17 protein-coding genes are annotated in these 21,090 nt (G+C 62.4%); 7 read left to right on the forward strand and 10 right to left on the reverse strand.

The genetic code is table 11. The features are described 5' to 3' along the window. Nucleotides 1-19: 19 nt before the first annotated feature. A complete protein-coding gene (locus tag NKH13_RS28285; protein WP_352915888.1) occupies nt 20-2,032 on the reverse strand; it encodes a BTAD domain-containing putative transcriptional regulator in 2,013 nt (670 codons plus the stop codon). 253 nt (nt 2,033-2,285) lie between these two features. Here NKH13_RS28285 and NKH13_RS28290 point away from each other — a divergent pair, with 253 nt between their 5' ends. Then, nucleotides 2,286-2,450: a YjiS-like domain-containing protein gene (locus NKH13_RS28290; protein WP_352915918.1), complete on the forward strand. Its 165-nt coding sequence runs from the start codon at nt 2,286-2,288 to the stop codon at nt 2,448-2,450. A 26-nt stretch (nt 2,451-2,476) separates the two neighbouring features. Here NKH13_RS28290 and NKH13_RS28295 read toward each other — a convergent pair whose 3' ends face one another. Continuing rightward, nucleotides 2,477-3,370 (reverse strand): LysR family transcriptional regulator, encoded by an 894-nt coding sequence (locus tag NKH13_RS28295; protein ID WP_352915891.1) that lies wholly within the window; start codon nt 3,368-3,370, stop codon nt 2,477-2,479. Nucleotides 3,371-3,490: 120 nt separating this feature from the next. Here NKH13_RS28295 and NKH13_RS28300 point away from each other — a divergent pair, with 120 nt between their 5' ends. Both NKH13_RS28300 and NKH13_RS28305 read left to right on the forward strand, forming a co-directional pair. Next, complete coding sequence (locus tag NKH13_RS28300; RefSeq protein ID WP_352720775.1) at nt 3,491-4,375, forward strand: NmrA/HSCARG family protein; 885 nt, start codon at nt 3,491-3,493, stop codon at nt 4,373-4,375. Nucleotides 4,376-4,423: 48 nt separating this feature from the next. Further along, nucleotides 4,424-4,696 carry a DUF2798 domain-containing protein gene (locus tag NKH13_RS28305; RefSeq protein ID WP_023679921.1) on the forward strand — a complete coding sequence of 91 codons (273 nt, stop codon included), beginning with the start codon at nt 4,424-4,426 and terminating at the stop codon, nt 4,694-4,696. A 90-nt stretch (nt 4,697-4,786) separates the two neighbouring features. On the opposite strand, the gene NKH13_RS28310 is transcribed toward NKH13_RS28305, so the two are convergent. The 6 genes from NKH13_RS28310 to NKH13_RS28335 form a co-directional block, all read right to left on the reverse strand. Next, entirely contained in the window at nt 4,787-5,434 is a 648-nt protein-coding gene (locus NKH13_RS28310; protein WP_352720774.1) for a YiaD family glycine zipper/OmpA-like lipoprotein, read from the reverse strand. Between the two features lie 175 nt (nt 5,435-5,609). After that, nucleotides 5,610-5,978, reverse strand: coding sequence for a GFA family protein (locus tag NKH13_RS28315; RefSeq protein ID WP_023679923.1), 369 nt, complete (start codon nt 5,976-5,978; stop codon nt 5,610-5,612). A 166-nt stretch (nt 5,979-6,144) separates the two neighbouring features. Next, nucleotides 6,145-6,531, reverse strand: a complete 387-nt coding sequence (locus NKH13_RS28320) for a hypothetical protein (RefSeq protein WP_352468780.1) — start codon at nt 6,529-6,531, stop codon at nt 6,145-6,147. A 457-nt stretch (nt 6,532-6,988) separates the two neighbouring features. Beyond that, a protein-coding gene (prfB, locus tag NKH13_RS28325) for a peptide chain release factor 2 (protein ID WP_352451084.1) occupies nt 6,989-8,120 on the reverse strand; the annotation gives its coding sequence in 2 pieces (ribosomal slippage) (nt 6,989-8,053 and nt 8,055-8,120; 1,131 coding nt in all). Between the two features lie 150 nt (nt 8,121-8,270). Beyond that, nucleotides 8,271-10,727, reverse strand: a complete 2,457-nt coding sequence (locus NKH13_RS28330) for a penicillin-binding protein 1A (RefSeq protein ID WP_352720772.1) — start codon at nt 10,725-10,727, stop codon at nt 8,271-8,273. Between the two features lie 213 nt (nt 10,728-10,940). Then, nucleotides 10,941-12,203, reverse strand: coding sequence for an N-acetylmuramoyl-L-alanine amidase (locus tag NKH13_RS28335; RefSeq protein WP_352720770.1), 1,263 nt, complete (start codon nt 12,201-12,203; stop codon nt 10,941-10,943). Nucleotides 12,204-12,866: 663 nt separating this feature from the next. Between NKH13_RS28335 and NKH13_RS28340 the strand changes: the two genes are divergently transcribed. Continuing rightward, the gene (locus NKH13_RS28340) at nt 12,867-15,851 is read left to right on the forward strand and encodes an Rne/Rng family ribonuclease (protein WP_352720769.1); all 2,985 of its coding nucleotides are present in this window, start codon (nt 12,867-12,869) and stop codon (nt 15,849-15,851) included. Between the two features lie 96 nt (nt 15,852-15,947). Here the strand turns inward: NKH13_RS28340 and NKH13_RS28345 are convergent, their stop codons facing one another. Next, entirely contained in the window at nt 15,948-16,895 is a 948-nt protein-coding gene (locus NKH13_RS28345; RefSeq protein WP_352720767.1) for a glutaminase, read from the reverse strand. 11 nt (nt 16,896-16,906) lie between these two features. Beyond that, a complete protein-coding gene (locus tag NKH13_RS28350; protein ID WP_352720766.1) occupies nt 16,907-18,055 on the reverse strand; it encodes a pyridoxal phosphate-dependent aminotransferase in 1,149 nt (382 codons plus the stop codon). 144 nt (nt 18,056-18,199) lie between these two features. Between NKH13_RS28350 and NKH13_RS28355 the strand changes: the two genes are divergently transcribed. The 3 genes from NKH13_RS28355 (at nt 18,200) to aroQ (ending at nt 21,067) form a co-directional block, all read left to right on the forward strand. Then, entirely contained in the window at nt 18,200-19,594 is a 1,395-nt protein-coding gene (locus NKH13_RS28355; protein ID WP_352720765.1) for a M48 family metalloprotease, read from the forward strand. A gap of 71 nt (nt 19,595-19,665) precedes the next feature. After that, a complete protein-coding gene (locus NKH13_RS28360; protein WP_352915897.1) occupies nt 19,666-20,469 on the forward strand; it encodes a DsbA family protein in 804 nt (267 codons plus the stop codon). Nucleotides 20,470-20,632: 163 nt separating this feature from the next. Then, nucleotides 20,633-21,067: a type II 3-dehydroquinate dehydratase gene (aroQ, locus tag NKH13_RS28365; RefSeq protein ID WP_031211260.1), complete on the forward strand. Its 435-nt coding sequence runs from the start codon at nt 20,633-20,635 to the stop codon at nt 21,065-21,067. Nucleotides 21,068-21,090 lie beyond the last annotated feature (23 nt).

Below are 21,090 nucleotides of genomic sequence, written 5' to 3' on the forward strand. Positions count from 1 at the left end.
CGCGAAGCATTGCCGCGAGTCAGTCCGGCAGGCCCGCCTTCCGAAGGCCTTCGATGTATCTGCTGCGATCGTCCGGTCGATAAAACGGCGGCAGCACCTCGGCGAGATTCGAAAGCCGCAGCGAAGGATCGAACTCGCAGACCCGGGCCATCATTTGCTGCGCTTCCGACAGGCGCCCCGCAAGGGCATGACTCGCCGCCACTACACGCATCGCGCTCACATAGTTCGGTTGGTACCGCAGCGACTTTCCCGCCCAAGCGACGGCGTCATCGTAGCGGCCGGCACAAAAATGAGCGAGTCCGGTGTTGAATTGCCAAGCGAACAGGCGTGGATCCAATGGGCTTAGGCGCATGGCAAGCGCGGCGTGCTCGACGGCCTTGCCTGGCTCGCCCAAGCAAGCCCTCACCCAGCTGCTGACGCCCAAAGCAGCGGCCAAGTTCGGGTTGAGCGCGAGCGCGCGATCGATGCAAGCCGCACTGTCATCAAGGTCGCCACCTACGTAGCCGAGGACGTATCCACCGAAGGTAAGCGCAATCGCATCGTCCCTTCCGAGTTCGACCGCTCTCCTGGCCAGTCGAGTAGCCTCGGCATTCTCTTTCGCGCGGTCGACCATCCAGCCGTTGCTTTTTCGGGTGGCGTAGCACCGCGCCGCCCGCGCATGGGCTATCGCGAACTCCGGGTCACGGTCGATCGCCTTCATGAAGAGGCGCAAGGCATCGTCAATGGCCGATCTGCTAGTGATCGTCCGGTCAAAGGCCGCCACCCCGCGGAGATAGTAGTCGTAAGCGTCGAGGCTCTCCGTCGGCTTGCTCTTGGCACGCTCGATCTCGGCCTCCTCCACTTTCGGCGTTATTGCGCCCACTATGCTTGAGGCGACCTGATCCTGCAGATCGAAGACTTCGGCGAGCGTTCCGTCAAAACGGTCGGCCCAGAGATGGGCCCCTGTCGAGGTGTCGATGAGTTGCCCGGCGATGCGCAGGCGATCACCCGTCCGGCGTACACTTCCCTCAACCACATAGCGCACGTCCAACTCGCGCCCGACCTGCTTTAAGTCTACGGCCTGGCCCTTGTAGGTGAAGCTCGAATTCCGGGCGATGGCGTACAGGTGGCGGAAGTGAGTTAAGGCTATGATGATGTCCTCGACTATGCCGTCGGCAAAATACTCCTGCTCCGCATCGCCGCTTAAATTCTGAAATGGCAACACCGCTACCGACGGTCGATCGTGATGTTTCGTCGGGACCGGCAAGACTTGCGGCTGCGGTACCACATCAGATCTAGGTGCGGTCCGCTGATATTCGGCTCCCTTCCGTGATTGCAGCGAAGCCGCCAAGGAGACCGTCTGTGCCTCAGGTTCCGCGCCCAGATGCTTCTTCAAGAGAGCCCGACAGGACTCGAACTGTCGCAAAGCCGCGTTTTCGTGGCCCGTGAGGGTATGGATCCGCATCAACGCCCGATGGGCCGCCTCCACGGTCGGATCCGAAGCGAGCAGCCTCTCCGCGAGCCCTTCGCAGGCCGATTCTTCTGCGGAGCCGGGCTCGGAGAGAGCGAGGCTCAGCCGCTCCACCAGCTGCTGTGCCTTCCGTTGATACTGGCTCTGATAAGGTCCAAACCACTCGTCCAGTTCGTCAGGAATGGCTTGCCCGGCAAGCAGCTCACCGCGGTAGAGATCGGCGGCGACGGCGAGATCGGCGGTTCGGCCCTGCTCTAATTTCCGGTCGAAGATCGAGATGTCCGCCTCATCCGGACCGGCAAAAAGCGCGACGGTTTCCTGATCACCATCGATATAGACGGTTGCATCCGAGCTGGCGGGGAACGTGCGCCTGATGTCGACCAGCGCTTGCCGCAGACTATTGCGGGCCTGCCCGTTGCTTCGCCCCGGCCAAAAAGTTTCGGAAAGCTGCTCGCGACGATGGCCGCGGCGGCCTGCGAGAACCAGAGCAGCAAAAAGAAGCGAAGTCTTGCGTGTGGCGAACCGGACAGGCCGGTGCTCCGGGGAAGTAACCTCCAGGCCACCAAGCAACCGGATGCGCACAAATCCTCTCCAGACTTCGACCGCAGCGACAGAATAGCATCTCGGTGGATCGATTTAACACCGATTTAACGGCCGATCGCCGGACTTCTCCCAGTTGTTCACGCCCAGCCGAACAGCCCGAAAACGCCTGCGTGGCACGCTCCCATCCGCAAACTCGAAATGGGAGACCAAAACAATGGCTCACACGGAACCTCGCGCCGCCCGCAGCATGGCCAAACGCTTGCTTGGGTCTAGCCTTAAAGACGCAGCAATGATGATCGCTGCCTTCAGCGGTTGGCGGCGGACCGTCGCAAGACGCAGGGCACTGGCAGATTTGACGACCGATCAGCTGAAGGACATCGGTCATTCGGAGGTCCATCAGCCCGCACTCGACGCCGTCACAGCTGTTCTGATCACGAACTTGATGTCGATGAGGTAAGATCGGCGTTCAGTTTGGTCTGGGCCCTAAAGGTTCTTGAGCTCCAGGCGGGATGCCAGCAGGTCCAGAAAAGCGCGGACTTTGGCCGAGGATGATCTGCCTTCCGGCCACACGGCGTGTATCGGCACCGGCACTGGCTCGAATTCGGTCAGAACCAGTTCCAAACGGCCATCGTCCACCAAGTGCCTTACCTGCCAAAGCGGCGAGTAGCCCAGACCCAATCCGTGAACCGCGGCTGCATAGATCGATATCATCAAATTCGACCGGAAGGTGCCCGCGACCTTCACCGGCCGGGGCTTGCCTTCAATCTGAAACATCCATTCCCCTGGGCGGCCGTCGACAGTTCGTACGATGCATTCATGCTCACGCAATTCAAGCGGATGGGCCGGTCGGCCGTGTTGCTGGAAGTAGGCAGGTGCGCCGAACACCACGCGCCGCAGCGCCCCCAGGCGCTTCGCACGTAAATTGGAATCCGGCAAATTGCCGATCCTTACCGCCAGATCGAGACCCTCGGCATCAAGATCGACAAATTCATCGGAAAGCTGGAGGTCAACCCCGACCCGGGGATATGTCCGCATATAGTCGGCGATAACCGGCACGAGGAAGTCCGGGCCGAACAGAACCGGGGCACTCATGCGCAGGATGCCGGACGGCTCGGATCGTCGATTGGCCGCTTGAAGCCTGGCTTCGTTAATTTCCTCGACGGCGGGTTTGATGCGCTGGAAAAAGGCCGCTCCGGCTTCGCTCGGCGTCGAGCGGCGCGTCGTCCTGTGCAGAAGCTCGACCCCGATTGATTCCTCCAATGTCGCCAGAGACCGACTGACCGACTGCAGCGAGCGGTTCAGCCGGCGTGCGGCAGCCGTCAGGCTGCCATGCTCGACAATGGCAATGAAGGCTTCGAAATCCTCTATCCGGCTCATTGCCTATTTCTCCCGAAAACCGGGAGAAACTATCGCAAAATCGGTGAATTGTAACGCAGTTCGCTAGATTTTATCTTCCCTGCACAGGCCGAAAGGCAGACTCGAGGGAAGGAGATCGTCATGCGAACACCCAGTCCAACCGTCCTGGTCGTAGGCGCCGCAGGCCGCGTTGCCGGTTTGGTGGTGCCTGAACTCGTCCGCCGCAACGCCAGGGTTCGGGCGCTTGTTCGTGACGCCGCGAGTGCCGAAAAAGCCCGGAAAGCCGGCGCATCAGAGATCGCGATCGGAGATCTGCGCAACCATCAGAGCCTTGAGCAGGCCGTGAAAGGTGTCGACGGTGTCTTTCACATCGGACCGGCCTTTGCTCCCGATGAAGCCGCCATGGGGGTTGCCATGGTTGAGGCGGCGGCGCGAGCGGGCGTTCGGAAATTCGTCTTTTCGTCGGTGATCCAGCCCACAAATACGAGGCTGGAAAACCATGCAAGCAAGATACCCGTCGAAGCTGCCCTCTATTCGACGAACATGGAATACACCATTCTGCACCCGGCCAATTTCATGCAAAATATCGCGGCCGCCTGGCCGTCCGTCGTCGAGCATGGCGTTTTCTCGGAGCCGTTTCCAAAGACGGCGAAGCTTGCCCGCGTCGACTACCGCGATGTGGCTGAAGTGGCGGCGATCGCACTGACCGAAGCGCGTTTGTCCTATGCGACCCTCGAACTGTGCGCCGACGGTATGCACAGCCGCGAAGAGGTCGTTGCCATGATGAGCCAAGCGCTTGGCCGGCCGGTTTCGGCGGGCGAGCCGACATTTCAGGACTGGGCGGCGAAAGCCCGCCTTCCCTATACCGACCGCCAGTTGCAGATGCTGGCCAAAGTACACAGCCACTACGCCAAATACGGCCTCGGCGGGAACAGCCTGGCGTTGCGCGCCGCGCTTGGCCGCGAGCCGCGTTCGCTGCGAAGCTTCATTCGGGAATTGGCGCTGCAGGCGGCATATGCCGCCTGATCGTCCTCACAATAATACTTACGCACATTTTCTGATGGGGAGATTTCGATGCAAGCATCACCGGACCGAGCCTTCAAGTTGAGAAAGCTGCCGCCCTCCTACGGCGCGGTGGTGATGCCGTTGGTTCTTTCGATTCTGATGTCCTCGATTGTCTCGGCGGTTTCGACGGCAATCGGCGCAGGCTGGACGAACGGGTTTATTGCGGCCTGGAGCTATGCATGGGGTGCTTCATGGCTTGTCGCGTTTCCCAGTCTGCTGATTGTGCTTCCGATCGTACGCCGGATCGTTGCCGCGATTGTCGATCAGCCGGCCCGGTCCTGACATCACGAACAAAGGGCGCCGGCGGCCGGCGGTCCGGCATAACCATTAGAGCGGCCCCTTGCGGGGCCGCTCCCGGTTCATGCGCTTGCCTCAGGTGAGCGGCGACAGCTGGATCTCGACGCGGCGGTTCTGTGCCCGGCCGGCAGCGGTCGCATTGGAGACGATCGGACGCGTCTTGCCGAAGCCGGTGACGGCGAAGCGGCGGGAATCGACGCCCTGTCCGGACAGGTAGTTGGCGACCGCCAAAGCGCGGCGCTGCGACAGGTCGAAATTGTGCTCGTCGCTGCCGGTCGAGTCGGTGTGGCCGAACACGTCGACCGTGGTCTGGCGGAATTTTTTCAGCACAAGGGCCACTGAATTCAGCACCGGATAGAAACCGGCCTTCACCGCATCCTGGTCGACGTTGAAGGTTATGTCGGACGGCATGTTGAGGATGATCTGGTCGCCGGTGCGCGTAACGCTGACGCCGGTGCCCTGAAGCTGCCGGCGCAGTTCGGCCTCGTTCTGGTCCATGGTGGCGCCGATGGCACCACCGGCAAGCGCACCGATGCCCGCGCCGATCAGCGCGTTGCGGCGGTCGTTGCCGCCGGCAAGCATACCGAGCCCGGCACCCGCCAAAGCACCGAGACCGGCGCCGGCAGCGGTGTTGGAAACCTTCTGCTCCCCGGTGTAGGGATCGGTGGTGCATGCGCTCACGAGCACAGCCGTCGCCACGACGGCGAGCACAATCTTTTTCATTTGGTGGTCCCTCTCCATTCCACGGCCGCGCAACGGCGCACCGCATCAGCCCTTCCAGCGACTTGTAACATGAAATGCGGCGAAAAGCGGACCAGCAAAAGCCGCTGCCGCGGCTTTCCCCGGCTCAATTCCACACGCCTGCAGCGGCTCGCGCGACCACCGCAATTCGACCCGGCTACCAGAGATTCTTGCCGTCGATGACCACCACTTCGACCTTGTCGAGATCGAAATCGTCGAACAGCCGCGAGTTCACGCTGATTTTCGGATTGTCGAAATTCGGCTCGCCCGTCGACCAGTCCGGCGTCTCGGTGAAGGTGCCGCAGCCGCAGGTGGCGCAAAAACCATGTTTTATGGTTTTCGATCCCCACTGGTAGAACGAAACATTCTCCGGCGGGCTGGTGAGTCTGAATTGCGATGGGGTGTAATAGGCCCACAACGACCCGCGTTTCGAACAGAAGGAACAGGTGCACCGGGTCACTGTCTGCGGCGCTTGCGAAACCTCGAACGTCGTCGCCTTGCAGTGGCAGCTTGCCTTGATGGTCATGAACCAGTCCCTCATAATGCCCGCCGCCCCTACGGCAAGGCACCATAAAGTAACGCTCCTGACAACTCCCCGTCAGCAGACCTGTGGGCCTGCGATGGAGCGCGTCAATCCAAAACCGCTGCACTCCCTGGGGTCAAGCCGTGGGCAAAACTTTGGGTGACATGCACTAATAGGACGAAGGTGGCACGAACAGGCAGATGGTCTTTCCGTCATTGGCGCCGGCGACGGAGCACCAATGATATTCGCCGTCGGGCGAATTCTTGATCCGCTTGTCGCTATAGGCCACGACTTCCCCGGTTCCTTTGATGACATAGCCCTCGGGACGTTCGCTGATCGACGTCTGAGAGACCTCGCGGCAATCATAGCCCGAGCAGCAGGAGAACGGGTAGCTCCAGCCTTGAGGCATGGCCGCGGTCGGCGTGGCATCATGCGCCAGAGCAGGCGCCGCGAATGGAATGGCGGCAGCTATCAAAACCACTGCCGCGACAAGTGAATTCAGGAGTCGGCGCGCCGTGCGGGCGATTGGGGCCGGTCTGGGTGCGAGAGCAGGCATGAGCGCAGTTCCTATCAACGGTTGTCAAGCATTTCGCTTGCCCGTTCCCGGAACGTGTCTTCCCAGTGGCCGGATCGTCAGGTCGCAGATACGCCGCGTCCGGCCATAAATGCTTTTTCCTCCCCAGCGCATGAATGCTGAGCTGATTCGTTGGTTGGCGCAAGGAATTGCTGTTGCAACCGAACGCCGACCTCTGCAGTCGGAACCAACCTGCCGCCCTGATTGACGAAATTTGGTCAACCCCGGCAGCGGGATCGCCAATAACGGGATTTGGCTCGCGCTGGTTCCAGGCTTGGCACCGGCAGGCCCGAGGCATCCACGTCAAAAGCGGAATTCGATTTTGAAAAACTCTACGAAAAACAAAGTTGTAGAACGACAGGTAAGTGCAAATTGAGAGCTCGTCACTCTCGCGCGATGGCCGTAACTCTCGCGTGATGAACTCACATTCCCGGCAGCCTCAGTCGATATCGGCCACCGTTTCACCGGCGCCACCCTCGATCCGCTGCGACAGCGAGGCTTCCATGAAATCGTCGAGGTCGCCGTCGAGCACGCTCGACGGGCTGGTGCTCTCGACACCGGTGCGCAGATCTTTCACCAGCTGATAGGGCTGCAGCACGTAGGACCGTATCTGGTGGCCCCAGCCGATATCGCTCTTCGACGCTTCCGTGGCGTTCGCCACCGCTTCGCGCTTCTTCAGCTCTTCCTCGTAAAGCCGCGAGCGCAGCATTTCCCAAGCCTTGGCCTTGTTCTTGTGCTGGGAGCGCTCCGCCTGGCAGGCGACCGCGATGCCGGTGGCGAGATGGGTTATGCGCACCGCCGAATCGGTGGTGTTGACGTGCTGGCCGCCCGATCCCGAAGAACGGTAAGTGTCGATACGGACGTCGGATTCGGAAACGTCGATGTCGATCGTATCGTCGATGACGGGATAGACCCAGACGCTGGCGAAGGAGGTGTGGCGGCGCGCATTGCTGTCATAGGGCGAAATCCGCACGAGACGATGCACACCGGATTCCGTCTTCAGCCAGCCATAGGCGTTGTGGCCCTTGATCAGCAGCGTGGCGGACTTGATGCCGGCTTCTTCGCCGTCATGCACTTCCAGCACCTCGACCTTGAAGCGGCGGCGCTCGGCCCAGCGCGTATACATGCGCAGAAGCATCGAGGCCCAGTCCTGGCTTTCGGTGCCGCCGGCGCCGGCATGGACTTCCAGATAGCTATCGTTGGCGTCAGCCTCGCCCGACAGCAGCGTTTCGATCTGGCGCGCCTTGGCCTCGCCGCGCATCGAGCGGATCGCCGCTTCGGCCTCCGCGATGACGCCCTCGTCGCCCTCTTCCTCGCCAAGCTCGATCAGGCCGATATTGTCTTCCAGGGCCTGGGTGAGGCCTTTGACCGCGGCAATGCCTTCCTCGAGGCCCTGACGCTCGCGCATCAGCTTTTGCGCTTCCAACGGCTCGTTCCAGAGGCTTGAATCCTCGGCACGCACATTCAGGTACTCAAGCCGCTTTATGGCTTGGTCCCAGTCAAAGATGCCTCCTCAGCAGGGTGATCGCCTGCCTGATCTCGTCGACAATATTTTGCGTTTCCGCGCGCATGGCTGGCTGTTCTGTCCTGTTGTTGGATGGCGGTTTGGTGGCGCGGTACATAGGGACGGCACGGTCTCCTGTAAAGCGCCGGCCCCTGTAAAGCGGAGTGGGCCGGGTCGACCATGATCGTCAAGCCGGCCCGACCCGATGTAGTGATTGTCAGTAGAGCCCGCCGCCGCCCGACTGGATGGCCTGGTTGGCCTGCGGCGATAGCGCCCCGCCGGTGGCGTTCGAGCCGTCCGCACCCATGCCGATCACCCAATAGCTGTCGGCGGGACCGGTACCCGGCTTGAAGGCTTCGATGATGGTTCCGGCGTCGCCCGCGTTAGCCCGCATGCCGGTCTTGCGATTGATCGCAATCAGCTTCATGCCTTCCGGAACCTTGAAGTCGACATTGGGCGTGCCGTCCAGCGCCACGCGCATGAAATCCTTGAAGATCGGCGCGGCAAGGCCGCCGCCGGTCGCGCCCTTGCCGAGACCTTTCGGCTGATCGTAGCCCATGTAGAGGCCGACAACGAGGTTCGGCGTATAGCCGATGAACCAGGCATCCTTTTCGTCGTTGGTCGTTCCGGTCTTGCCGGCGATGTGACGACCGAGTTCGTTGATGGTGGCGCCGGTACCGCGTTGCACGACGCCCTCCATCATCGATGTGATCTGGTAGGCCGTCATCGGATCGAGCACCTGCTCGGAATTGTCGACCAGCTCCGGCTCTGGCTGGTTCTGCCATTCTGCGGCGTTGCAGTTCGAGCAGCCGCGTTCGTCCTGCCTAAAGACGGTCTTGCCGTAGCGGTCCTGGATGCGGTCGATCAGCGACGGCTTGATCGACTTGCCGCCATTGGCCATGATCGAATAGGCCGACACCATGCGCATCACCGTCGTCTCGCCTGATCCCAGCGCCATCGGCAGATACGGCGCCAGGTGGTCGTAGACGCCGAAACGCTCGGCATATTCCACGACCAGCTTCATGCCCATGTCGTTGGCAAGCCGCACCGTCATCAGGTTGCGCGATTTCTCGATGCCGGAGCGCAACGTCGCCGGGCCGGCCACCGTTCCGTCGTAGTTCTTGGGCGTCCAGGTCGTGTTGCCGCTCTGGATGGTGATCGGCCCGTCCATGATCACGGAGGCGGGCGTATAGCCATTGTCGAGGGCGGCCGAATAGACGATCGGCTTGAACGACGATCCCGGCTGGCGCATGGCCTGCGTCGCCCGGTTGAACTCCGACTGCGCGTAGGAGAAACCGCCGACCATGGCCAGGACGCGTCCGGTATGCGGGTCCATGGCGATCAGGCCGCCCTCCACTTCGGGAACCTGGCGCAAGCTGTAGCTGTTGTCCGAGCCGTCGTTCTTCTGCACGAAAATCACGTCGCCCGGCTTCAGCACGTCGGCCGGCGACTTCGCCTTGACGGTTCTACCGTCGACGACGTGGCGCATGGCGAAGCTCATGTCCTCCCGGCTGACGGTGCCTTCGACACGGTCCTTGACGATTTCGCCGGAGATCTGGCGCGTCGGCTGCAGGCCGATCGACAGGCCGGTGGCCGAGCTGTCGAGCACGACGGCGAGCGACCATTCCGGCACGTCTTCCAACCGCTTGACGTTGCCCAGCGGCACGCCCCAATCGCCGGAAATGTCGATGCTCGTGACCGGCCCGCGATAGCCGCGCAGTGTGTCGAACTTCATGAGACCATTCTGCATGGCCTTGCGGGCAATCAGCTGCATCTTCGGATCGAGCGTCGTGCGGACGGAAAGGCCGCCCTCGTAGAGCGCATTCTCACCATAGCGCGCGATGATCTGGCGACGCACTTCCTCGGTGAAATACTCCCCGGCGAAGAGATAGTTGCCGGTGCGGCGCGGCGAGACGCCGAGCGGCTCGGCCTTGGCCTTCTCGCCTTCTTCATGCGTGACGTAAGCGTTCTCGACCATCTGGTCGATGACCCAGTTGCGGCGCTCCAAGGCGCGATCGGCATGCTTGAAGGGATGATAGTTGTTCGGCCCCTTCGGCAGAGAGGCAAGATAGGCAGCCTCGGCCACGGTGAGCTCGTTCACCGATTTGTCGAAATAGGTGAGCGCAGCACCGGCGACGCCATAGGCACCGAAACCGAAGAAAATCTCGTTGAGATAGAGCTCGAGAATGCGATCCTTCGAATAGGCCTGCTCGATGCGGAAGGCGAGGATCATCTCCTTGATCTTGCGCTCGTAGGTCTGGTCTGAAGACAACAGGAAGTTCTTCGCCACCTGCTGGGTAATCGTCGAGGCGCCGACCTGGCGCTTTCCCGAGCCAACATTCTGCAGGTTGACGACAATGGCGCGACCAAGGCCGGTCACGTCGATACCGGGGTGGTTGTAAAAGTTCTTGTCCTCGGCCGACAGGAAGGCCGCCTTGACACGATCCGGGATCGCCTGAATCGGCAGATAAAGCCGCCGCTCACGCGCATATTCGGCCATCAGCGCGCCATCCGACGCGTGGATGCGGGTCGTCACCGGCGGCTCATATTTGGCCAGCACCTCGTAATCGGGCAGGTCCTTCGACAAATGGCCGATATAGATCGCCACGCCCGCCGCGACCAAAAGGGCCAGCGTCGTGCCGATGCCGAAGAAATAGCCAATGAGACGAATCATACCCGCTCCAGTCCTTGGTTCGGGAATTTCCTAAACGAAGCCGCCCTTCACGCAAGCTTTCGGGACGATCCCAAACCGTAATCGCAAACCCATGTCGCGACCATGTGGGCAAAATACGGCAGCGTGGAATTTCGGTTTCGAATGCCGGAAATAAAAGCACAGGGTGTTGTCGCCGTGCAACGCTGCTTCAGGTTGTGGGCGCCGGCGGGCATTTCAGCCTCCGGCCCCCGTTCCGCTCTTGGCCGAAGCAAACAGTGCAACGGCGTTGGTTATGCTCTGGGTCGCCTTGTTGCGCCAATCGGCGCTGAGCAACTGCGCTTCGTCCTTGGCGTTCGACAGATAGCCGAGTTCGACCAGCACGGATGGAACGTCCGGCGCCTTCAGCACCTTGAAGCCGGCAGAGCGCTGCGGGTTGTTTATCAGACCGACGCTGGTGGAAAGCTGGCCGACGAGTGTATGGGCAAAGCTCATCGAAAAATTATGCGTCTCGCGGCGGATCAGGTCGATCAGGATATCGGTCACTTCCTTGCTGTCGTCCTTGATCTCCATGCCGGCGAACTGGTCGGAAAGATTTTCACGGTCGGCAAGCGCCTGCGCCTCGGGATCGGAAGCCTTGTCGGACACGGTGTAGACGGTTGCGCCGCGAATGCCCTTGAGGCTGATCGTGTCGGCATGGATCGAGATGAGCAGGTCGGCCTCATGCTGGCGGGCAATGCGGACGCGGTCGTCGAGCCGCAGGAACACGTCGGTCTCACGCGTCAGGAACACGTCGTATTTGCCGCTGGCGGCGAGCTTGTCGCGCAGTTCCATGGCAAAGGCGAGCGTCACGTTCTTTTCGACCGTACCGTTCAGGCCCCCGGCACCGCCGTCGATGCCGCCATGGCCGGGATCGATGACGACGGTGAATCGATGGCCCGGATTAGAGACCGGCCCGGTACCGACCCTGCCGGCCTTGTCGGCGGAGACCGTCGAACCGGTGGTCAGCGCCTGATTGGCGAGCGCCGCATCGAATTCCCGCTGCGACGCCGCCGACATGTCGATGGCGATGCGGTAGCCGTTGCCGTCATCGTTCTTGAGCACGTCGAGATTGTTGACGGCGAACGGTCCCTTGCCGGTGAGAATCAGCCGCGATTTCCCCTCGCCGAGTCCACCGTAACGCACGGCGCGGACAAGCCCGCGCGGCTTCACATCCTTGGCATTGAGGGCGAATCTCGTGGCCGGCAGATCGACGACCAGACGATTTGGGCCGCGCAGCAGGAACCATTTGATGTCGGGCTCGCGGTCGAAATTGATGACGATACGCATCTTGGTGGCATCGCCGGCCATCTTGTAGCTTGTGGCACCGAGCGGTGCGTCGGCAGCACGCGAAAGCGGCGAAAGGAGCAGGCAAGCCAGGATCAGCGGCAGCAGGCAGGCGGTGCGGAAGAACCGGCCTCCATTATGACGGCCCTTGTCTGCGAAGCCTGCCAGTCCCATCTTTCTACCAGTCGCTCCCGTTTGGCGTCATGCGATCGCTTGTCGAAGCGCCTTATTGCTTGTCAAAGTTCTGGCAGGCCGCGAACTCGATTAACGATTGGTATCCAGAGAAGGTTAACCAAGCCTTCATGGAAGGCTTGGGACCTGTGCTTCCGCTGCGGAACGGCTTTTTGCCGGCATCGGGAATCGGGGTTGCCTTCCAACCCGCCAAATCATAAAAGCGATGGTGGATCACTGCAATCCTGGAACCGTCCTCCTCCGCAGCTTACTGCTACAGGTCAGACGCAAGACGGCTCCTTTCGCTTCAGGCGAAGAAGGCATCGGTGATCGCGACGATTTTCGCAGGCGTGCTCCCGTGGCGGGGGAATCGCCTGCGTGAGCAAAACGGCCGGGATTGTCCCGTGCCGGCTCTGTATGAGCAAACAAGCTGGTCCGGTTTTTCCCGGGCTTTGGTTCAAAAGGTTCTGCTGGTGACGATGGCTTCAAGCGCAATCATGGAAAGGTCCGCAACAAACCGCGCCACTACGGCTGCGGGCGGCACCGCCATGGCGCTCAGGCAGCGGCCGGCGGACGTTCAATTGTCCGGCACCCATGTCCCGGGTCCACGGCAGCGGGCATTGCCCCGCAAGCCGCGGCCGACGGCTGCCGGGAGGAAACGAAATAATGCCCAACAAAATGCTGATAGACGCCTCCCACCCGGAGGAAACACGCGTTGTCGTCGTTCGCGGTAACCGTATTGAAGAATTCGACTTTGAATCCCAGGACAAGAAGCAGCTCAAAGGAAATATCTATCTCGCCCGCGTAACGCGCGTCGAACCTTCCCTTCAGGCAGCCTTCGTCGAATATGGCGGCAACCGTCACGGTTTCCTCGCCTTCAGTGAAATACACCCCGACTACTACCAGATTCCGGTCGCCGACCGTCAGGCGCTGCTGCGTGCGGAAGCACAGGAGGCCCAGGACGAAGAGGACGAGGAAGCCGCCGAAGGCGAGGACCGCCAGAGCCGCGACCGTGGCAAGCGCGGACGCCGGCGTGGCGGCAAGAGCCGCGACCGCGGCGAGCACAGGCGCGAGGCAGGCGCGGCCGACGGTGAGAATGGCGAGAACGGCGAAGATGCCGTCGCAGAAAACCTGGATGCCGCTGCCGACGACACCATGTCCGACATTGCCGGACAGAGCGAGGATGCCGCCGGACAGAGCGATGAGGTCGCCGATCGCGGCGAGACCGAGCCATCCGAAGGCGGATCCAGTTCCATCGCTGCCAGCGTCGATGCCGACGTAATCTCGGAAGCCGTCCCGCAAGTCGAGACAAGCGGGGCCGAGACAAGCGGGGCCGAGACAAGCGGCGAAGCAACCTCCGAAGACAATGATCGCGGCATGCTGGAAGAGGTGCAATCCTCGCATCCGGACGATCACGAGGTCGAATCGGTCGGCGCCGAAGACGCGCTGGAAGAAGTGCGCAACCGGCGCAAGCCGGTGCGCCGCCAGTACAAGATCCAGGAAGTGATCAAGCGCCGGCAGATCCTGCTGGTGCAGGTCGTCAAGGAAGAGCGCGGCAACAAGGGTGCAGCGCTGACCACTTATCTGTCGCTGGCCGGCCGCTATTCGGTGCTGATGCCGAATACGGCACGCGGCGGCGGTATTTCGCGCAAGATCACCAATGCGCAGGACCGCAAGCGGCTGAAGGAAGTGGTCGCCGATCTCGAAGTGCCGCAGGGCATGGGTGTCATCCTGCGTACGGCCGGCGAAAGCCGCACCAAGGCAGAGATCAAGCGCGATTACGAATATTTGATGCGGCTTTGGGAAAACGTCCGCAATCTGACGCTGCAATCCACGGCCCCTGCCCTGGTTTACGAGGAAGGCAGCCTGATCAAGCGCTCGGTGCGCGACCTTTACAACAAGGATATCGACGAGATCCTGGTTTCCGGCGAAGAAGGCTACCGCGAGGCCAAGGACTTCATGCGCATGCTGATGCCGAGCCACGCCAAGGTGGTTCAGCCGTTCCGCGACACGACGCCGATCTTTGTGCGCAACGGCATCGAAGCGCAGCTCGACCGCATGCTGCAGCCGCAGGTGACGCTGAAGAGCGGCGGCTACATCATCATCAACCAGACGGAAGCGCTGGTCGCCATCGACGTCAATTCGGGCCGTTCCACCAAGGAGCACTCGATCGAGGACACCGCACTTCACACCAATCTGGAAGCCGCCGAGGAAGTCGCCCGGCAATTAAGGCTGCGCGATCTCGCCGGCCTCATCGTCATCGACTTCATCGACATGGAGGAGAACCGCAACAACCGCTCCGTCGAGAAGCGGCTGAAGGATCACCTCAAGAACGACCGCGCCCGCATTCAGGTCGGCCGCATCTCGCATTTCGGCCTGATGGAGATGTCGCGCCAGCGCATCCGTGCCAGCGTGCTGGAATCGACGATGAAGCCTTGCCCGCATTGCGGCGGCACCGGCCATGTGCGCTCCGATTCGTCGGTTGCGCTGATGGTGGTGCGGGCAATCGAGGAATTCCTGCTCAAGGATTCGCGCAGCCACATCACGGTGCGGACGCCGGCAGCGACCGCGCTCTATGTGCTCAATCACAAGCGCGGCACGCTGGTGGAATTCGAGCACCGCTTCGGCGTGACCATCACCATCGAAGCCGATGACGCGGTCGGTGCACAACACTATGCCATCTTCCGCGGTGCGTTGGCCGAAAAGCCTGAAGGCTTTGTCGAGGCGCGCACGTTCCCGGCCTATGTCGAGCCGGAAGAACCCGAGGACGAGATCGTCATCGAGCAGGAAGACGAGGCACCGGTGCAGGCCGAGCAGCCACGTCCTGTCCAGCAGCCGCAGCAGCCAAAGTCCGGCGAGGACGGCGAAGGCCGCGATCGCAAGCGCCGCAAGCGCCGCAGACGGCGCGGCGGCAAGGATCGTGAACACGGGGAACGCGAGCACGGGGACCGCGAACATGGGGACCGCGAGCATGGCGCTGCTGTGGAAGGTGCTTCCGTTTCGGCGCCGGCAGACGACGCCTTCGTAGCCGCGGGCGACCAAGCCGCCGAAGCGGACCGTGAAGCGCCGGCCGGTGTTGCCGAAACGGCGGAAGCGGCGGACGACGGTCACGGCAAGAAGCGCCGGCGCGGCAAGCGCGGCGGCAAACGCAATCGCCGTGAAGACGGCGAGGACGGCGTCGAAGCCGGCGCCGGCGAGCCAGCCGCCATGACGGAAGATGCCGTGTCGGAAGCAGAGCCCGTGACCGGCGAGCCGGAAGGTGCGCCGCCGGCCGAAGAGCTTGCGGTGCTTGCTCCGGCGAACGACGACATGCCGAGCGCCGAAAAGCCGAAGAAGCCGCGCCGCGCCGCCAAGCCGAAGAAGGTTGCGGCGGAAGCAGTTGCCGAGATTGCGGGCGCCGAGACATCGGCTGCCGAGGCCGCCTCCGTGGCTTCCGGCGAGACCCCCGCGCCGGTGTCGCAGGAGACCGAAGTGGCGGCTGCCGAGGAAACGCCGAAGGTCCGGCCGTCGCGGCGCAAGCCCGTACCGGTGGATGCTCCGGTCGTGCCGGTCGTCTCCTCGATCGTCCCCGACGAGGCAAAGACCGAGGAAGCAAAGGCCGAGGACAAGCCGAAGCGTGCCGGCTGGTGGCAGCGGAAGGGCTTTTTCTAAGCCTTTCCGTGCATTAGCCAGACTTTCTGATTAAAAAAGTCCCGCGTGGCCGATCGGCTGCGCGGGATTTTTTTGCCCCAATTCCAGGCGACAACACTATGGTGCGAAGATCGACCAGTTCATTATCTTCGCCAGTTTTTCCAGCGCGATCGAGCCCAGCCTGGAATTGCCGTTGGCATTGAGGCCAGGCGACCAGACGGCAAGCGAGGCGATGCCCGGCACGATCCCCAATATGCCGCCGCCAACGCCGCTCTTGCCGGGAATGCCGACGCGGAAAGCGAAGTCGCCGGAGCCGTCATAGTGGCCGCAGGTCAGCATCATCGCGCCGATGCGGCGGGCGCGCTCGGCCGAGACGACGGAATGCCCGGTCGCCGGGTTGTTGCCGCCATTGGCGAGGAAGCGGCCGGCCAGGGCCAGTTGCCGGCAGCTCATGGCGATAGCGCAATGGTGGAAGTAAACGCCCAGCGCCAGTTCCGGCGCATGGTGGAGATTGCCGAACGATTTCATGTAATTGGCAAGCGCGAAATTGCGAAAGCCGGTGGCGCGTTCGGACGCCGCGACCTCGCGGTCGATGATGATCGTGTCGTCATCGGCCAGGAACTGGACGAAGCGCAGGATCTCGCCGATCGCCTCGCGCGGCTGATGGCCGGCGAGCAGGATGTCGGAGACGACGATGGCGCCGGCATTGATGAACGGATTGCGCGGAATGCCGTTCTCGTGCTCGAGCTGGACGATCGAGTTGAACGGATTGCCCGACGGCTCGCGCCCAACCCGCTGCCATAGCGCATCGCCGACATTGCCAAGCGCCAGCGTCAGCGTGAACACCTTTGAGATACTCTGGATCGAAAACGCCTCGTCGGCATCGCCCGCGGTCAGCACGCGGCCGTCATTGGTCACCGCGGAAATGCCGAATTTTTTCGGGTCGATCTTGCCGAGCTGGGGAATATAGCTGGCGACGTCGCCGCGATCGGTACGCTCCGCCATTTCGGCGGCGACCTCGCGCAACGCATGTTCGAGTTGGGGCGCCTGATCAAACTCCGGCATGGTCGCCCCCGCTACTTCAGCCAGCGTTCGATGCGCGCCATCGCCTCGACCATATCGTCGTGGCTGCCGGCATAGGAAAAGCGCATCGTGCGATGGCCTTGCAGCGGATCGAAATCGCGGCCCGGCGTCGCCGCCACATGCGCCTCGGCCAACATCCTGCGCGCAAACGCCATGCTGTCATTGGTATGCCTGGTGACGTCGCAGAAAGCGTAGAAGGCGCCGTCCATGGGCGCGGCCAAAGCAAAGCCGAGCTCCGGCAGGCGTTGCATCAGGATCTCGCGGTTCCAGGCATAGCGCGCCTTCACCGCTTCCAGTTCTGGCGTCGCCTTGAATGCCTCGATCGCGGCAATCTGGGACAGCTCGGGCGGCGAGATGTAGAGGCTCTGGGCGATGCGCTCGACCGGCCGCACCAATTCCTGCGGCAGCACCATCCAGCCGATGCGCCAGCCGGTCATGCAATAATATTTCGAGAAGGAATTGATCACCGTCACATCCGCGCCGAAAGAAAGCGCGGTCGTGTCGGGCGCCGCATAGGCCAGCCGGTGGTAGATTTCGTCCGAGATGACGGCGATGCCGAGCTCTTGCGCCGTCTTGACCAGCGCCTCGAGATCGCCGGCGGGAATGACCGCGCCGGTCGGGTTGGCCGGGCTGGCGAACAGCACGCCCTTCAGCGGTTTTTCGCGATGCGCGGCTTGCAGGTGCTCGGCATGGAGATAGGCGGCGCCGTCCAACTCGATCTCGGCGATGTCGATGCCGAGCGCGGCCATGATGTTGCGATAGGCAGGATAGCCGGGCGCCGCGATGGCGACGCGGTCGCCTGGATCGAACATTGCCAGGAAAGCGAGGTTGAAGGCAGCCGACGATCCGGTGGTGACGGCTATCCGCTCGGGCGAAACGTCAAGCCCGTAATGCTCGCCATAATGGGCCGCGATCGCCTTGCGGAGGCCGGTGAGGCCCAGCGCGTCGGTATAGCCGATGCGGCCTGCTTTCAAGGCGATCGTCGCCGCTTCGCGAACGCCGGCCGGCGCCGGATCGGAAGGCTGGCCGACGGCCATGGAAACGACCGGCAGGCCCTTGGCCTTCAGCCGATTCGCCTCGGCCAGGATGTCCATGGCATGGAACGGTTCGACCGCGCCGCGGCGCGAAAGCGAAACAACCATTTTTCAATCCACCACACTTGTCCGCACGTGCCGCCATGCTGGCTGCGCCGCACAAATGCCCGATTGGTGTGGGGATCACAAGTTCGGTAAGTTTAAGCTGCCGACTTTTCATCCTTCGCCCACTCGTCTACCAGTGGACCTGCCATGTTGAGCCGACCCAAATCGACGATCGCCAGGACAGCGCGCGCCTTCGCGACGCTTTCGCTTGCCGCGGTGGTCGCCATGGCCGGCTCGGTCAATGCGTTTGCGCAGAATGTGCCGGTGGTGCGCGATGCCGAGATCGAGGCGCTGGTACGCGATTACGCGCGGCCGATCTTCAAGGCGGCGGGCTTGTCGGGCGACGCCATCAACATCGTGCTGGTCAATGACCAGAGCTTCAACGCCTTTGTTGCCGGCCGCCGCATGTTCATCAATACCGGCGCGCTGATGACGGCCGAAACGCCCAACGAGATCATCGGCGTCATCGCCCACGAGGCCGGCCATATCGCCGGCGGGCACCAGCAGAAATTGCGCGAACAGCTCGAGCGCGCCAAGACGATGGCGATCCTGGCGACGCTGTTGGGCGCCGGCGCCATGGTGGCCGGCGCCACCAGCAACAGCCGCGGCCTCGCCGGCGCCGGCATGGGCGTGATGGCCGGCGGCGGCGAGATGGCGCAACGCAGTATCCTCGCCTATCAGCGCACCGAAGAGATGACCGCCGACCGCTCGGCAATCGCTTATCTCAATGCTACCGGCCAGTCCGGCATGGGCATGCTGAAGACGTTCAGCCGTTTCCAGAACGCATTGTCGCTCTCGGGCGCCCAAGTCGATCCCTACAGGATCAGCCATCCGATGCCGCAGGAGCGTATCGCCAATCTCGAAGTGTTGGTGAAGCAGAGCCCTTACGTCGACAAGGTCGACCCCCCTGCACTGCAGCAGCGCCACGATATGATGCGCATCAAGATCGCCGCCTATATGCAAGGCCAGGCCGCGGCGTCGCGATTGATGCGCAAGAACCCCGGCAGCCTCGCCTCACGCTATGGCGACGCGCAGATGACCTATCTTTTCGGCAATCTGGCCTCGGCGCTCACCAAAACCAACGCGCTGATCAAGGAACAGCCGAAAAATCCCTATTTCCAGGAATTACGCGGCGACATCCTGATGAAGGCGAACCGGCCGAAGGATGCGGCGGACGCCTATGCCAAGTCGGTCAGTCTCGATCCGGCGCGATCCGGGCTGCTGCCGGTCTCTTACGGCCAGGCGCTGATGGCCATCGGCACGGCGGATTCGCTGAAGAAGGCGGTGGCGCAGATCAACACCGGCCTCGGGCGGGACCGCGAAAACGCCGCCGGATACCGTTATCTGGCACAGGCCTACGGGGAACTCGGCAACATCCCGGCCGCCGAGCTTGCAACCGCCGAAGGGCATTTCTATTCCGGCGACTACAAGAATGCGAAAATCTTCGCCATGCGGGCGCAGCAGAGCATGAAGCGGGGCGAGCCGGGCTGGCTTCGCGCGCAGGACATTATAAACTACGCACCATCAGGTAAGAAGAAGTGAACCTTTTCGGACGCACGCTGCGACGCAGCCAAACCGAGCGGACCCGAACACAGGCAAGAGGATCGAGGATCATGACCAAGGCAATTCTGCTGGGCACTACCGGAGTGGCAGCGGCTCTCGCCATGCTGGCTTTCGGCTTCGTCGCCGGAAATCCGCAGACGGCGAAGGCCGGCACGGCACAGCTTGCCCAGACGGCGTCCTCGGGTACCAAGCTCGACCGTGCCGAAGTCGAAGGCATCGTCCGCGACTATCTGCTGAAGAACCCGGAAGTGCTTCTGGAGGCCCAGCAGGCACTCGAGGCCAAGCAGAAGGAAGAACAGCGCGTCGCCAGTCTCGGCGTCATCAAAGACGCCAAGGACCAGATCTTCAATTCCTCATTCGACGGCGTTGTCGGCAATCCGAACGGCAAGGTCACCATCGTCGAGTTCTACGATTACAATTGCGGCTACTGCAAACGCGCCATCGACGACATGCGCGCGCTGACCAAGGCCGATCCGGACCTGCGTTTCATGCTCAAGGAGTTCCCGATCCTCGGCCCGGATTCGCAGAAGGCGAGCGTCGTCTCGATGGCCTTCCATTTGATGAAGCCGGAGAAATACGGCGAATTCCACAATGCGCTGCTCGGCGGCCAGGGGCGCGCCACCGAGGCGGCGGCAATCAAGGTGGCGCTGTCGCTCGGCGCCGACGAGGCGGCGCTGCGCGAAAAGATGAAAGACCCGAGCATCACCGAGGCCTTCTCCAAGACCTATGACCTCGCCACCAAGCTCGCCATCACCGGAACGCCGTCCTATGTCGTCGGCAACGAGGTGGTGTTCGGCGCGCTTGGCCAGGAAGTGCTGGCCGAAAAGATCGAGGCGGCGAAGGCCGCGCTCTGATTAGCGTTCGGGTTTCGATTAGGCTGCGGGTTTCCGGCACGGGCCGTTTTCCGGCTGTTGTGGACGGCGAAAGAACGCACTTGCGCTCTTTTCGCCAGCGTCTATGCCCATTATAGAGGGTCCGGCGCGCCGGCTTAGCCGCGCCGGGAAAGGTCGGCATTTTTTGAAAACGGTTTTCGTCCTGAACGGCCCCAATCTCAACGCGCTCGGCAAGCGCGAGCCGGGCATCTATGGCGGCAAGACGCTTGCCGCGATCGCCGACGACTGCAAGCAGGCGGGTGCCGCACTTGGGCTGGAGATCGATTTCCGCCAGTCGAACCATGAGGGCGACCTCGTCGACTGGATCCAGGAGGCCGCCGACAAGGCCGCCGCAATCGTCATCAATCCGGGCGCCTACGGCCATACGTCGATCGCCATTCACGATGCCATCCGCGCTGTCGCGCCGCTGCCGGTCGCTGAGGTGCATCTTTCCAACATCCACGCGCGGGAACCATTCCGCCACGTTTCCATGGTCGCGCCGGTCGCCGTCGGCATGATCTGCGGGTTCGGGCCGCTCGGCTACACGCTGGCGCTGCAGGCGCTGGCTGCACGCCTATGACCGGCCAACAAACAGAAGGCTCG

The organism is Mesorhizobium sp. M1348 (assembly GCF_040317925.1).
Classification (GTDB): Bacteria; Pseudomonadota; Alphaproteobacteria; order Rhizobiales; family Rhizobiaceae; genus Mesorhizobium.

Coding starts and splice junctions, on each gene's coding strand:
- NKH13_RS28290 (WP_352915918.1), top strand. CDS start 2,286: ATGATCGCTGCCTTCAGCGGTTGGCGGCGGACCGTCGCAAGACGCAGG.
- NKH13_RS28295 (WP_352915891.1), bottom strand. CDS start 3,370: ATGAGCCGGATAGAGGATTTCGAAGCCTTCATTGCCATTGTCGAGCAT.
- NKH13_RS28300 (WP_352720775.1), top strand. CDS start 3,491: ATGCGAACACCCAGTCCAACCGTCCTGGTCGTAGGCGCCGCAGGCCGC.
- NKH13_RS28305 (WP_023679921.1), top strand. CDS start 4,424: ATGCAAGCATCACCGGACCGAGCCTTCAAGTTGAGAAAGCTGCCGCCC.
- NKH13_RS28310 (WP_352720774.1), bottom strand. CDS start 5,434: ATGAAAAAGATTGTGCTCGCCGTCGTGGCGACGGCTGTGCTCGTGAGC.
- NKH13_RS28315 (WP_023679923.1), bottom strand. CDS start 5,978: ATGACCATCAAGGCAAGCTGCCACTGCAAGGCGACGACGTTCGAGGTT.
- NKH13_RS28320 (WP_352468780.1), bottom strand. CDS start 6,531: ATGCCTGCTCTCGCACCCAGACCGGCCCCAATCGCCCGCACGGCGCGC.
- NKH13_RS28330 (WP_352720772.1), bottom strand. CDS start 10,727: ATGATTCGTCTCATTGGCTATTTCTTCGGCATCGGCACGACGCTGGCC.
- NKH13_RS28335 (WP_352720770.1), bottom strand. CDS start 12,203: ATGGGACTGGCAGGCTTCGCAGACAAGGGCCGTCATAATGGAGGCCGG.
- NKH13_RS28340 (WP_352720769.1), top strand. CDS start 12,867: ATGCCCAACAAAATGCTGATAGACGCCTCCCACCCGGAGGAAACACGC.
- NKH13_RS28345 (WP_352720767.1), bottom strand. CDS start 16,895: ATGCCGGAGTTTGATCAGGCGCCCCAACTCGAACATGCGTTGCGCGAG.
- NKH13_RS28350 (WP_352720766.1), bottom strand. CDS start 18,055: ATGGTTGTTTCGCTTTCGCGCCGCGGCGCGGTCGAACCGTTCCATGCC.
- NKH13_RS28355 (WP_352720765.1), top strand. CDS start 18,200: ATGTTGAGCCGACCCAAATCGACGATCGCCAGGACAGCGCGCGCCTTC.
- NKH13_RS28360 (WP_352915897.1), top strand. CDS start 19,666: ATGACCAAGGCAATTCTGCTGGGCACTACCGGAGTGGCAGCGGCTCTC.